The sequence below is a fragment of the [Pseudomonas] carboxydohydrogena genome (assembly GCF_029030725.1).
GTDB classification, from domain to species: Bacteria; Pseudomonadota; Alphaproteobacteria; order Rhizobiales; family Xanthobacteraceae; genus Afipia; species Afipia carboxydohydrogena.
This window is the reverse complement of record NZ_CP113162.1, coordinates 3,242,503-3,255,447: the sequence shown is the minus strand read 5'-3', so window position 1 is coordinate 3,255,447 and position 12,945 is coordinate 3,242,503. Positions and strand designations below refer to the sequence as shown.

Genomic DNA, 12,945 nt, shown 5'->3' with positions numbered 1-12,945 from the left:
GGGCATTTGTCATTGCATCAGGTCATGATGTCTATGTGCCAGCCTCTTGGCCAGATATCGATACGGCAGGCATGATCAGACGGACAGTGGTCGATTTGCTGTTGCCAGGATGGTCCAGTGAGAGCTGAACGGAACGATTTTGATTTCGCGATTCTCTCGGTCACATGGACCAGGCACATCGCAACAAGTAAAATTGTAGCCAGTCGCTTCAGGTGAAGATTTGGGGACGTCGTTCCGAGTGCGAGCAAGAGACTGAGCGCGATTTGGCCAAGCAGGAAATACCGGGCTCCGCCCATGCCCGAAACCATGATCCATGAATTTCCAAGGGCTCCGAAAACCTGTACGACGGAAACAACAATGGCAGCGGCTGCGATATAAGCCGCGATCGATCGATGCGGGCTTCTCCATGCGAGATAGAAAGCTGTTGCGCCGATAAGAATTGCGGCGAGAAAGATTGGATACGTCACGACCGCAATGTCGGGGAGTGCCGATTTGATATTATTGGCAAGGCTGTCTGTCGCGGAAATACCCAAAAATGAGACCAGAATCGTCTGGAGTGCGATAGACATAGACAGCCCAACAACATCGAAATCGAAGCTTCTGCCGGTTATCGTGCTGTGGGTGATGATCGTCAGTTGAAGGAGCGCGCCTGCTGTAAGAAGCAGGCCGATCCACAATAGTGTTTTGTTTTTTTCGACCAGAGATCTTCCAACGAAGAGCGGCGCCAATATTGTGGCGGGTACGCCGGATACGGCGCATAGCGCTGTCCAGATAAGATACGTCGGTCGCCCCCGATCGAGTGCCGAGCTTGGCATGCAGAGCACGAGCAACATGGATACGCCGGTTAGCCACTGAAGGTTGGTGGAGGTGAGCCAGACTTCGTAGGTCGCCGGGAGGAAGGCCCATGCGATTATCAGCAAAAAGCCAACACCAAGCCGTATGCCATGCTCCTTTGCGAAAAGGCCGATTTGGAATGCGACAAGTGAATGAAGTGCCAAGGCTAAATAGGTTGTGACCGCGGGCGCGTATTTGAGCGGTAGCAGCGTTGCCAAAAAGACGGATAGGTTTGTCAGGAATTGATAACTGCCGATGTAGATCGTCAGGATGCATTCAATAAAATGCTTTGTCCAAAATGGCTGGAAAAACCTTGATCCTTCCTCTGCCCAAAACCGCGGATCGATAAAAAGCGTAGGGGCTTTTACAAAGGCAAGGATGACGAATAGAAGCGGGAATGCCCAAACGCCTCGATCGGAAATTTGTTCAGAAAAGATTTTCGGTGTCACTTGGGATGCGTTTCGCTAGCGTTTGAAATTGAATCCAGATCAAGCCCTGCAAAAGAAAACGAAACAGTATTTTGATAGGCCCAGCGCCCGATCTTTCCAATGTCGAGTTGGAGAGTCTTTGGGCGCTTCAACTCGTCGAGATGCGAATTTGTACAAAACTTGCGGAAATCCTCCGCCGTCGTAACAGTAGGGACCAGAACGGCGCCTTGCCGCGCCATTTCCGGGATCAGGCGATAGCCTTGAGACCCTCCGTCTTGATAAATAACCTTCAGGCGCACGAGTGGCGGCTTGAACAGGATCGCGAGGATCTTGCCAACCAGGGAATATTCTACATTGATTTTGACGAAGAGGGCAGAAGGAGAAGCGGGTACACTTACGGGCTTCTCTATCGTCGATTGTATTAAAATCGGCTTTTGCAGAATTTCTTTCAGGCTGGCATTTCGTTTTTGAAGTGTGACGATATCCTCCGTGCTGGCGACAAGTTCATAGTTTCGTAAAAAGAGCGGCCACAATGCGCCTTCCGCTGAGGCGGGATGCCGGCCATCAATCGAGCCCGGAGCGAACAGAATAAATTCCGGTGCGCGCGTGGATTCGTAAAATTCGCGGTTCCTCCGGATGAGGCTGGCGGAATAGGTCGAATACTCCTGCACCGTGGGGCGCGGGCGGTAGTCGAGTTTTTTTGCAATAACCTCGCTCTGACGGGAGGGGATTATGTCCACCGGGCCGTTGACGGATGGAAGGGAGGATTCGTGAGCGTTCGTTCGCTCGGCCTGTCGAAAGCTGTTTGTCATTCCATCCACCCAGGCCCGTGGATGCAGAGCTATCCTGAAGACGGCGGCGCTTTGCGATGCTGCATCTTTTACAGGCCGAAATGGATCGAATGTTCGCAGACTAACGCCGCTAATTTTGAAAAGAAAAAAGACGCATAGCATCATCGAAAAAGCTATTCGCCCGCGGTGAAGCGACGTTTCTTGCGCCGCAGAGAGGATCAGCGGAATTGCGAGAAATATTCCAGTCCATGCGATCAGGGTATGGCCGTCGTTGCGGACGAACCCGGCCTTGAGCAGGACGAGTAGATAACCGCACAGGAGAAGGCACTCGAGGATCGCTTGTATCGTCAGTTCGTTTCTGAGTGAAAGATATATGAGGCCCGTTGCGGTAATGAGCCAAAGTAGAAGTTCGACGCCCCTTGTTCCGATACTCATCGCTGGCGAATAGCCGGCCGCGACCTCAAGGGAAGCTTTGACGTAGCCGGGAAAAGAGAAGGGCGATTGGCCGCAAGCGACGAACAGCGCGAACATGCTCAGGAGAAGCAGTCCCGATTTGTAGGGAGGTTCTTTCCTCGGCAGGGAAGCTGCATCAAGAATAAGGCAGGCGGGTAATGCAAAGACGAGGAAAGAGAATTTCGCTGCACAGAATGCCGCCGTGACGCAAATGGCAAGCGTGAGGGATGCAGGTCCAATTTTCTTCCGGAGATAAAGAACACTGGCGCCGTACATTACAAACAGCGTGACTCCGTCAGAAAGCATAACCGGTGCAGCGAGTCCGAGCAGGAGAATATACAGATAGAAAAGCCGCCCGTTTGTGTTTTGAAAGCCGAGAGCTGTTTGATAAAGCAGCCGCGCAAAAACCGCAGCCCACAGGAGGCTGATGACAAGCACCAATGGCGCGGCGTCGAGAGGAAATAATCGCGTGTAGAGTGGCGAAAGCGGCCCGGACGTGAATACGAATTCCGAACCAAAGGATAATTTCTGGCGAGTCGCATAAAGCGCCGCGGCGGTCCAGGATGGATCGAGGCCGAGGCCGGGCATATTAAAGTTCGTCGGTTTGGTCGATGCCAGTGCCGCGATGGGGGCTATGGCGAGCAGAAGAATTTTTGCAAAACGCCCATCATGCCATGGTTTGGATGCGGCGATTTCAGTCATGCGTTCCTGCCGAATGATTTTCGAAACGTAAAATGTTTGTGGCCCAGATAACTTGTCACCACGGGGCTGAGAACTCCGATGGTGTGAGCGACGAATTCAGGGCGCCATGTGAATCCGATGAGCGGAAACACATAATCGGCAAGGCCGATGCTGATGATCCAGATTTGCACAAGCGCGACGAGATTGACGATGCCAAAGCGCGCGATCTGGCCCTCAATCCGGCTATCGGAGCCCTCAAATACGAAATGACGGGACAAGGAGAACGCCATCGTCATGCCGACAAAATAGGCCAGCACGATCGCGTATTTGAAGCTGATGAATTGAGAAAAAAAGACGCGGCTTCCGATATTGGCTGCCGCGGCGATGGCTCCAACAAGTATGAAGCGGGCGAATTGATATCTCACGGTATCACCGGGGTGGCAGCCGAGCTCGTCATTTTTCCGCAACTACAAAGAATTGCTTGCCGAATATTTTCCACGCAAATGGCAGCCGAAGATACAAATGGATAATCCAGTCTGCCGTCGGCGCGGCGTTATTCATTGTGTATGGCAGAAAGCGATCAAGTACGGTCTTCGGCCTGTAGCCTGCCAACATCAGGCCTTCGGCTAACGACAGGTGGGATAGCGGCAAATAATGATCGTAATAATCCCAATACTCGCGATACGCATAGCGAATATTGGGCCCAAGAATCATGAACTGTCCACCGGGTTTTAAAACGCGCCGGACCTCCCGAAGCACGGCGTCACACGCAGCCTTGTCGGGAAGATGTTCGAGGAAGTTCGAGGTAAAGACGCGGTCCAGGCTATCATCCGCGAAGTGAGACAGGTCGTGGGCGGGGGTGAGCCGAAAGCCTATGTCCGGTCCGAGAAATTTCGGCGCATCCGGATTGAGGTCTACGGCATATTTTTTCGAGGCTTCGATGTTATTGATGAACTCGCCGTAGCCGCATGCAAGATCAAGGATTGAAGAAGACCGCGGGACGTAACTCTGGAAGAACTGGCTGCAAAGCACGTTCCATACGCGGGTTCGTTTTTCGAGTCCCGTGTTGGCGAATCGCGCTTTGTAAATGCTGGCCAGGTCGTTCATGGAGCGGTCTATTGGTCTCGATTGTGGCTGATGGCGGCGGCCGTCATGCTGGCCTGCAAGAATGACTTCTTGTGCCGGGGATACGATAGCTTAACACCCATGCGGCATGCCTCAAGGTGCTGCCAGCTGCGCATTTCTGTAGCAGATGATGTGTCTTCATGTCTCGTAGAGAGTCTGCGCTCGCCATCAAACCTTATCGCGGAGCTGCCGATCGGGATTCCACGTCAGGAAGGGAGCACGGATTCGGCCATCCGGCGCCCGAGCCTGATGCTTTCGGCCACGCCTCGATCCTCCGGATAGTAGAAGCAGGTATCCGCGATTTGCAGGCCGCAAACGGGTGTTTGGACCGGCGGAATCTTGTTGAGGAAATAGGGCTCGCAAATCGGCTGCGCGTAGCGCAGGCGCGCGACTTTCGTATCCAGAATATCGTCATCGGTGATCGAGGGATTGATGCGTTTGATGTAACTCTTCACCTGGTCGATGAATTGACGGTCTCCCCATTTCCACTTGGGCTGCGTGGTCGGCATGTAATAGGGCGCATAGATGATCGTTGAACCAACCGGCCGCAGGTTGGAGAACTCGATCAGGCCGGGAATGTCCATGCTCTCATCGACGATGTTGAGCCAGAAGTGCGGCGTGACCGACTTTCTCAGTTTGAATAGAACGCAAATGGCTCCGATGTTGCGGATGGATGCGTATCTGTCCTGCAAATCCCGAGGCAGGTCGGGGATAATGTCGTTGATGAGGGGGATCGGTATCGTGGAGATGACTGCGTCCGCTGGATAATTTGTGCCCGCAGCGAGAACGCCTGTGACGCGGCCGTCTTCGATGTGAACGCGCTCGGCTTGAGCCCGAAGATGGATTCGCCCGCCCTTGCGTTGAATGTCATTGGCGATTTCATCCATCAGCGTTTTCGATCCGCCATCAATGTATCCGAGTTGTTCCTGAAAGATGGATTTTCTGGAATTCCCGATGCGCTTGATGCGAGTGGCTATCCATGATGCGGAAACTTCATCGGCCATCTCATAGAACTTCAGCTCCTGAAGCCGTTTCCAGAGTTTGGCGTAAACCGATTTGCCGGAGCCGTGCTCGATCCATTCTCGCGAGGTCAGATGTTCGATCGCGGCAAAATTCCTGGATTTCGTCGTCAGGAACATCTGCCATCCGGTGCGCAGTTTCTCGATGAGGGTAAGGTGGGGGTATCGCAGCAACGATACGGGATCGCCCCATTTGTGAACCTTGCCATGGGTGTAATAAGCCATGGATGTGTTGACCCAGCGCATCTTGTCGAAGATGCCGAGTTCTTTCATCAGGTCGAACGTCGGTTGATCCGATTTGCAGATGAAATGGTAGAATCGCTCGATTGAAACGCCGGAAAAGTCGAAGTGAGCGGCCATGCCTCCGACTTCGCTGCCGGCTTCCAGCAAATCGACCTGATGCCCGAGCGTGACGGCCCGCTGGGCTGCCGCCAATCCCATCGGGCCCGCGCCCAGCACGACAATATGGCTCATACGTCACCTAGAACGACAGAGTGATGGGCGAATGCTCGGGGTCGAGGAAGGTGTGAGCAAGAGCATCCCGCAACGGCGTCGGAGTTACAGTAAATTGCGCCGGCCAATCGGTCACGGGAAAGGTTTCGGGAATGACCAGCGCTTCCAGTTGTTTCGTGGTGAAGGGCGGATTCCTGTCAAGGCGGGCATAGAGCCACAGCAGGATCCAGAAGAGCCGGTATGGGATGTGAACGATCCGGGCTTTTGGCTTCACGACGTCATGGATTGTCCTGATGAGATCGTCGTAGGAGATTTGCTCGAGGCCCGATATGTCGAAGGTGCCGGTCTTCCGGCTCATGATCGAGGATACGATAATCGAAACAAAGTCGCCGACATAAAGAGGCTGACGAATGAATTGCCCGTTTCCCGGAATCGGAAACAGGGGAACGCGGTCCATGAAGCGGCGCAGCCAGCCGAGATGCTTGCGGTCGAACCAGCCGAACATCAGGGTCGGACGAAGAATGACATGAGGGATCGCGCTTTCGGCGTAGATTGCTTCCTGAAGGGTTTTCGATCGCGTATAAAAATCGGAAGCCTGCGAATTGACGACTGACGACGATATGCCGATGAAATAGCCGACGTCATGCTTGCTGGCTGCGTCGAGAATGTTTCTGGTCGCCAGAATATTGTTCGATTCGAATTCGCCGTATTGAAGGCCGCCGATTTGCGCCTGATTGACGACGACCGTGTCGGCGCCTGCGAAACATTCCTGCCAGGGGCCTGCCTGCGACAGGTCGGCTTCCATCAATTGGACAGAGGGATGGATTTCGCGGAACAGGCGCGAATTTTCGGCATGCTTGTCGATGCCGATAAGTTCGATATCCGCGCGCGATTTCAGGCGCGCGACGAGATTCTGCCCGACAAGGCCAGCCGCGCCAGTCACTATGATCTTGCGCATCAGAAGTTTATCTTGTTGAAGATGGCGGACGGAACGGCGCGGATGATCAGCATGATCAACCGCCAGCGCGCCGGCGCATAAACAACGGGCCCTCCATGGTCGGCAGCCCTTCGCACGATTTTAGCGACAGCATCCGGAGACGCCCAAAGCGGGCCTCCCTTGGTCATGGCCTTCGTCATGGCCGTGTCGGTCGGTCCCGGCTTGACGATGACTGCGCGTGGTCCCTTGCCGGCAAAACGATGGCTGATGCCTTGAAGGAGAATGCCGAGGCCGCCCTTGGCCGCTCCATATATGTAATTCGAGCGGCGGCCGCGATCGCCGGCCACCGAGCCAAGGACGACGAGAGAGCCCTTACCCTGCCGCTCCAGCAGCGAGGCGGCGGCGAGGGACCATGCCGCGGCGGATGTGAAATTGACGTCGATAATGCTGCGGGCTGCTTCAGGAGATTGTTCGGCTCCGGATTGGTCTCCGAGCACACCGTAGGCGAGCAGGATGTGATCCAGTCCGCCCAGCGTCTCTCTGGCGTGTGCCAGTGTCGAGGCTGGATCGGCTGTCAGAAAGTCCGCTTCGAATATCTCGACGCGTCCCGCGCCTCGTGTTTTGAGGTCGTCGGCGATTTGATTGAGCCGCCCGCTATTCCGGCCCGCCAGGCCAATAATTGCTCCTTCCTTCGCATACAGCCGCGCCGTCGCTTCGGCGATACCGGATGCCGCGCCCAGAATGAGAACTTTGATTGAAGGAGACATATCAGAGGCCCACCCGGCGGCTGAACGAGGACGAAAAACCGGGATCCATGTGCGATGTGAATCGCTCCAGATTCGGATATCCCGTCTTATACATGTCCGCGGAAATCCGGCCATCCTTGGCCGGGTAGAGTCTTCCGCCCGCGCTTCGAACGATATCGTCCAATCTGTTGAAGAGGGTGGACGTCGTTGCCCGATTTGGGAAATCCATCGCCAGGGTTGCGCCCTCCATGGGAAAAGACAGCAAGCCGGGGGATGCCACGTTTCCAAATGTCTTGAGGACGGACAGAAAGGATCCTTCGCCGCTTGCCGCAATCGCCTGCAACATCTCGGTCAGGGCCGATTCGGCTTCGGAGGATGGCACCACGCACTGGTACTGAAAGAAGCCCTTGCGCCCATAAAGCAGGTTCCATTGTCCGATCGCATCGAGCGGATAGAAAAACGGTTCATAATGAGTCGTTTTCCGATGCTTCAAGCCGGCCGCAAAGCGGTAGGCGGTGTTGAATGCGAATAGCGAATAGCGGTTGAGACAAAAACCCGGAGCTTCCACGGGTATCGTCAGGCGGCCCGGAGCATGGACTTTCAGCGGCCCGATGTCGCTGTGCCGCGCGCGCGTGAAAATACCTTGCCCGATGCGGCCCCGCATTCCCAGACAATCCACCCAGGCCACGGTGTACGTATAGGCATGCTCGCTTTCGGCGGACAATTTCAGAAACTCTCCGACGCTTCCGAACCGAATGACCTCTGTATCCAGATCGGTGCTGGCGATGGGAATAAGCTCCAGCTCGGCCGAGACGATCAGGCCTGTCAAACCGAGGCCCCCGATGGTTGCGTCGAACAGCCCTGTCGGATCATCCGGGGTCAGGGCATGTAGGGTGCCGTCGCTTCGCAAAAGCTGAAGTTGGCGCACCCAGCGCCCGATGGTCCCCGCGCTGTGATGATTTTTCCCGTGAACGTCGTTGGCGATGGCGCCGCCGAGCGTGACAAATTTTGTGCCGGGCGTGACGGGAAGAAAAAAGCCGGCCGGGACAATCAATTTCAGGATGTCGTCGAAACTTGCACCCGCTTCCGCAACGAGGCGGCCGGTCTGGCGATCGAAATGAATGAACCGGTTCACTCCGGTCATATCGATCATGGACCCATGTTCGTTGAGGCAACTGTCCCCGTAGGATCGGCGCAGGCCGAATGCCATGGTGCGATGGGAATCCTGATTGCCTTCGCGGACAAGGCTGCCGAGCTCGTCCCTGAACGACGGAGATGCCACGCGCGCCTCTATCCGGGGGGTGCGGCCCCACGAAACAATATCGGCGCGGCGCACGAAGCTCATGAAATCGCCAATGCGATTGCGGCGACCACGCACGCGCCGAGAGCGAGGCAGATTCGATCACGCAAGGCGAATGCAACGGGATCGTCCGTCATGCGCCCGCGATGCGATAATATCCATATTCGGCACACAAACAGAAAGATGGCCATCGGCGTGATCCATAACCAGATCGGCTCGGCGTAGATCATCCTGCGTGTGAAGACCTCCTCGACCATATAAATCACGACGAGGACGATGGCGGCCATCGATGAGCTGAGACCCATGACAAGCGTCAGGACGGCGTCGTCGGTTCGATATCCCCTGCCATTGATGTGATCGAGCCCGTGCTCGGCGGCCCGGAGGATTTCCGTATGGCGCTTGGCCAGAGCCATGGAGAAGAAGAAAAACATCGAGAAGACCAACAGCCAAACGGAGGTGATGAGGGACGCGGTTATGGTCCCCATGAGAACCCGGATGGTGAAGAGCAGGGCTATCAGGAAAGTGTCGAACAGCGGAACGCGTTTCCAGCCAAACGAATAACCGAGCGTGATCGCCGTATAACAAATCAGGCACAAGGCGGCCGGCGGGGAGATCAACAAGCCGGTCAGAAGGAGAATGGGCAATCCGAAACTTGCAACGATCAATCCGTCGCGAATTGGAATCGCGCCGCTCGCAAAAGGACGGCGCCGTTTCGACCAGTGTTTGCGATCCGATGTGACATCGGCGATGTCGTTCACGACATAGGTGAGGGAGGCAACCCCGCACAGCAGCAGCATGAAGACGAAGGTCGTGAGCAGGCCCGTTAAGGTGACTTCCGGCGCGCCGAGAATGAGGGGCACGAAGATAAGGAGGTTCTTTGCCCATTGATGAGGCCGGAACGCCCGCCACCATGATGAAAGCAGGGACGGCGCTTCGATGAAGCTCTGCTCGATACGGATTCCCGAGGCCTGAAGATGGTTGGCCAGCTTTCGATTGGGGGCAACGACGATAGCAGCGCGGGCCTCCCGCCAGACCGGGATATCGGAAGTGCTGTCGCCCGCATAGACGAAGCCATCAGGAAAGGCCTCCATCAACTGTCGGGCCTTGGCTGCGCCTTTCAGATTCATGTCGGGGCCGGTACCGTATATGGATTTGAATAATGTTTTCTCGGACGCGACATTGCGGGCGATCGAAATGTGTGCAGCCGTGGCGAGGTGAATGTCGCGGCCCAGCGCAGATTGTTCTTCGAGATAGGAGATCAGTTCGCGATGAACCGGCAGAGATGCCGAGTCCAGCTTGGCGATTTCCACGAGCCTGCATTTGAAGGCGGCTATTCCGCGCGTCAGCTGGAATAAGGATCGAAGCGTCTGGACGGGTTTGGAAAAGAGAGCGGTCGCGAACAATTCATATAATGAATCGACCTTAAGATAGGTGTGATCGAGATCGACAACTATCGGCAGGATCGCTTGCTGATAGGAGGCAGTATGAATAGAGGTTTGGTTCATTCGCGGTCTTGCGTTCAGGAGGCTGGCTGGCCTTCTACCATTTGGCGGCGGGACATATAATAGGTGATGATTTATCCTTAATCTACAAGGTATTAGTGGGGACCCGCGCAGCAGACCGGAAGCCCGCCACTCTTAATTGAGTGGGCGATCATGCCGCTCCGGCCTATCATCATCGGGGATCTGATGGCTCCCCATTTGACGATCTGAGTGTTGCGGGAATCCAGCGGGTGGCATTCGCGGCATATCGCCAGTGGTTGAAATTGATATGACCGGTCTTCACGGGTCGTTGGAGAAAGTGATGACGAGTTCGGGGACCGCGTGGCGCAAGCTGAGCCTTTCGAAGGACCGGTTTTATTATTTGCGGTTGTCGCGCAAGGTGGATTCGCAACCGTTTATCCGGGTTTGGAAGACGGATACCGCCTCGCATCCGTTATTCATTCCCGCTCTTCCCGAAACAGAATACCTCATGAAGTCTTCCGGGCGGGACACGGATTTGTACGTTCTGGATCAGGAAGCCGAACTGACCTCTTTCAGGAGGACTCATCCGGGGGATTTTTTAAAGGCGCTACGGCTTTTCCGGTTTCATCGCTTCAATCGCTATGCGGATGATGGTTTGACGATACTCCCCCTTTTCCATGCATATGGAGTTAAGGGTCTTGAAATGTCGCGCGCTATGAGGACCCTTGCGCATTGGAGGGTTGGAGTCTCTAGCCCCGCTTTACAGCGGACGCTGGGATACGAAGTCGTTGAGCATCCTGTCTTCTCGAAGACGCTGCAACCAGATGGCAACATCGCGACCGGAATTGTCGTCCATTTGCATTATTGCGATGTTTGGCCGGATTTCGAGACGCGGCTTCGGCGTCTGACGATTCCATTTAATTTGGTCGTGACATTGACCGAGCCAAATCCTGTTTTGGTCGAGCGGATTTCCGGGCAGTTCCGCGATGCCAAGGTGCTGGTCTATCCCAATCGCGGCCGCGACGTCGGGCCTTTCATTCAGCTCTTGCGAGAGGGTCATCTCGACGGTTTCGAACTGATCTGCAAGCTGCACGGGAAGAAAACAATGTCACTGGGACCGCAAGCGGTTTTCGGTGATGTTTGGCGCCGGTTGCTTTTGAATGATCTGGTCGGCTCGGAAGAACTGGTCGGGGCCATTCTCCGGAGGTTTGTAAGCCAGCCCGAATTGGGTCTGGTTGGCTCATCCCATTTTCGAGGAAATTTTCCGGAAACATGGCCGCAAAACGAAAAGCTGACGCTCGAGCTTATAAAACGGCTGGGTTGTCCGGAAGATCGTTTCAAGCCTGACTTTTTCGCGGGAACGATGTTCTGGATTCGTCGTGAATTGCTTGATCTGTTGAAGCCGTTGAATCTTTCTCAGGATGACTTCCCCGTGGAGTCCGGGCAAACCGATGGCACCCTTCAGCATGCGCTGGAGCGGATATTCGGAGCGTTGCCGGGGTTGGCCCGCCCTCCCATGACGATCGAAGAAACGGCATGGCCGCCGGCGAAGCCATTATCCGATTGATTCTGATCGCGCGGGAAAGATGCTGTCCAAAGCTCGCGACAGCGGTCCGAACTGCCGCTGCGTCATGACATCGGTTGCATAGAATTTATCATCTATCCGCTCGATCCAGCTCGCGTGGCTGACGATGCAGCTTTCCAGTCTGTCGAGAAGGGCATCCGGGTTTTCAGCGGCGAGTTCCGGAATATAGAGCTCGGACCGGGTGTAGGGCGGTGTGCTGGTGCAGACCGGCACGAGCCCGCTGGCAAGATAGTCGAGCAGCTTGATATCGGACTTCGCATCGAAGAATTGCTGGTTGTGCGGCGAAAGCCCCGACGGCAACGGGGCCAGCCCGATGGCGCCCGCGAAATATGGCAGAATTTCCCGATAAGAGTTGAAGTCGAGTCGCTGGATGTATCGGGACAATTTGAAGAGCTTGCCAAGAGCCGGGTCGAAGCGTCCGATGATGACCATTTCATAGCCATGGCGGTTCGCGATGTCCGCGAGCCGGGCTGTGAATTCCGGATTATCGCGCGTCACGAAGGGGTGGTCACCCGAGGTCCATACAATTCGCTTCTGTGGCGTGATTGGCAGAGGGATTGGCGTTGCGTGACCGGAATATCCGTTCTTGAGGGTGATGACCGATTTTGGCGAAGGGATCTGCTGAAGCAAATGGCCTCGCAGGACATCGGTCGAGGTTGTCACCGTTTGCGCATGTTCAAGGCACCAGCGAATGCGCGCGACGTTGCGCGGTCTCGCTTTGACGAAGTCCGGCGTGGCGGTCATCAGATCGTCGAGGTCGTAGACGACCGGAACATTCTGGTTTTTTCGCAAAAATCGATATTGCGCCGTCGATACGTTGCGGTGGCACCAGATGTGGCTAAAGGAAAAATCCTTGTGCCATCCCAGCGAATGCATTTTGCGGTCGGCCATCTGGAAGCCCGCGATCACACCGCGCGCAAGTAGGGCTGCAAGAAAGGGCCTGATGCGAATCTCGCCAAGTTCGATATCCGATGAAAGCGCCAAAACGAGAGGCTCGGAACTCGGCTGATATTGAAAGCGGGAATGAGAAAAAAGCATCATGCTCTGGCTTTTGGGATCACATCTCTTTGATGGCATCGCCATCATAGGATGCCGCAATAGAAAGGAACAGGTCGGCCTCCCTGAATTAG

General features: G+C 55.3%; 11 protein-coding genes. 1 reads left to right on the top strand and 10 read right to left on the bottom strand.

Features of this window, described 5'->3' with window-relative positions:
* Window positions 1-17: 17 nt before the first annotated feature.
* The 9 genes from AFIC_RS15735 to AFIC_RS15695 form a co-directional block, all read right to left on the bottom strand.
* A complete protein-coding gene (locus AFIC_RS15735) occupies window positions 18-1,283 on the bottom strand; it encodes a hypothetical protein (RefSeq protein ID WP_275247145.1) in 1,266 nt (421 codons plus the stop codon).
* Entirely contained in the window at window positions 1,280-3,208 is a 1,929-nt protein-coding gene (locus AFIC_RS15730; RefSeq protein WP_275247144.1) for a hypothetical protein, read from the bottom strand. The genes AFIC_RS15735 and AFIC_RS15730 overlap by 4 nt, the downstream gene beginning before the upstream one ends.
* Window positions 3,205-3,654, bottom strand: coding sequence for a GtrA family protein (locus AFIC_RS15725; RefSeq protein ID WP_275247143.1), 450 nt, complete (start codon window positions 3,652-3,654; stop codon window positions 3,205-3,207). The genes AFIC_RS15730 and AFIC_RS15725 overlap by 4 nt, the downstream gene beginning before the upstream one ends.
* Entirely contained in the window at window positions 3,641-4,294 is a 654-nt protein-coding gene (locus AFIC_RS15720; RefSeq protein WP_275247142.1) for a class I SAM-dependent methyltransferase, read from the bottom strand. The genes AFIC_RS15725 and AFIC_RS15720 overlap by 14 nt, the downstream gene beginning before the upstream one ends.
* A gap of 224 nt (window positions 4,295-4,518) precedes the next feature.
* On the bottom strand, window positions 4,519-5,805 hold the full coding sequence (locus AFIC_RS15715; protein WP_275247141.1) for an NAD(P)/FAD-dependent oxidoreductase: 1,287 nt from the start codon (window positions 5,803-5,805) through the stop codon (window positions 4,519-4,521).
* A gap of 7 nt (window positions 5,806-5,812) precedes the next feature.
* Window positions 5,813-6,742, bottom strand: a complete 930-nt coding sequence (locus AFIC_RS15710; RefSeq protein WP_275247140.1) for an NAD-dependent epimerase/dehydratase family protein — start codon at window positions 6,740-6,742, stop codon at window positions 5,813-5,815.
* Entirely contained in the window at window positions 6,742-7,488 is a 747-nt protein-coding gene (locus AFIC_RS15705) for an SDR family NAD(P)-dependent oxidoreductase (protein ID WP_275247139.1), read from the bottom strand. Before AFIC_RS15705 ends, AFIC_RS15710 begins: the two co-directional genes overlap by 1 nt.
* 1 nt (window position 7,489) lies before the next feature.
* Window positions 7,490-8,812 (bottom strand): FAD-binding oxidoreductase, encoded by a 1,323-nt coding sequence (locus tag AFIC_RS15700; RefSeq protein WP_275247138.1) that lies wholly within the window; start codon window positions 8,810-8,812, stop codon window positions 7,490-7,492.
* Window positions 8,809-10,272 (bottom strand): UbiA family prenyltransferase, encoded by a 1,464-nt coding sequence (locus tag AFIC_RS15695; RefSeq protein WP_275247137.1) that lies wholly within the window; start codon window positions 10,270-10,272, stop codon window positions 8,809-8,811. Before AFIC_RS15695 ends, AFIC_RS15700 begins: the two co-directional genes overlap by 4 nt.
* A gap of 265 nt (window positions 10,273-10,537) precedes the next feature.
* On the opposite strand from AFIC_RS15695, the gene AFIC_RS15690 reads away from it, so the two are divergent.
* Window positions 10,538-11,797 carry a rhamnan synthesis F family protein gene (locus tag AFIC_RS15690; protein ID WP_275247136.1) on the top strand — a complete coding sequence of 420 codons (1,260 nt, stop codon included), beginning with the start codon at window positions 10,538-10,540 and terminating at the stop codon, window positions 11,795-11,797.
* Here the strand turns inward: AFIC_RS15690 and AFIC_RS15685 are convergent.
* Window positions 11,786-12,856 carry a glycosyltransferase family protein gene (locus tag AFIC_RS15685; protein WP_275247135.1) on the bottom strand — a complete coding sequence of 357 codons (1,071 nt, stop codon included), beginning with the start codon at window positions 12,854-12,856 and terminating at the stop codon, window positions 11,786-11,788. The genes AFIC_RS15690 and AFIC_RS15685 overlap by 12 nt on opposite strands.
* Window positions 12,857-12,945: the final 89 nt, after the last annotated feature.

What these genes read in the sequence shown, in the direction of transcription:
- AFIC_RS15730 (WP_275247144.1), bottom strand. Translation starts at nt 3,208, where the DNA reads ATGACTGAAATCGCCGCATCCAAACCATGGCATGATGGGCGTTTTGCA.
- AFIC_RS15690 (WP_275247136.1), top strand. Translation starts at nt 10,538, where the DNA reads ATGACCGGTCTTCACGGGTCGTTGGAGAAAGTGATGACGAGTTCGGGG.
- AFIC_RS15720 (WP_275247142.1), bottom strand. Translation starts at nt 4,294, where the DNA reads ATGAACGACCTGGCCAGCATTTACAAAGCGCGATTCGCCAACACGGGA.
- AFIC_RS15695 (WP_275247137.1), bottom strand. Translation starts at nt 10,272, where the DNA reads ATGAACCAAACCTCTATTCATACTGCCTCCTATCAGCAAGCGATCCTG.
- AFIC_RS15700 (WP_275247138.1), bottom strand. Translation starts at nt 8,812, where the DNA reads ATGAGCTTCGTGCGCCGCGCCGATATTGTTTCGTGGGGCCGCACCCCC.
- AFIC_RS15685 (WP_275247135.1), bottom strand. Translation starts at nt 12,856, where the DNA reads ATGATGCTTTTTTCTCATTCCCGCTTTCAATATCAGCCGAGTTCCGAG.
- AFIC_RS15705 (WP_275247139.1), bottom strand. Translation starts at nt 7,488, where the DNA reads ATGTCTCCTTCAATCAAAGTTCTCATTCTGGGCGCGGCATCCGGTATC.
- AFIC_RS15715 (WP_275247141.1), bottom strand. Translation starts at nt 5,805, where the DNA reads ATGAGCCATATTGTCGTGCTGGGCGCGGGCCCGATGGGATTGGCGGCA.
- AFIC_RS15710 (WP_275247140.1), bottom strand. Translation starts at nt 6,742, where the DNA reads ATGCGCAAGATCATAGTGACTGGCGCGGCTGGCCTTGTCGGGCAGAAT.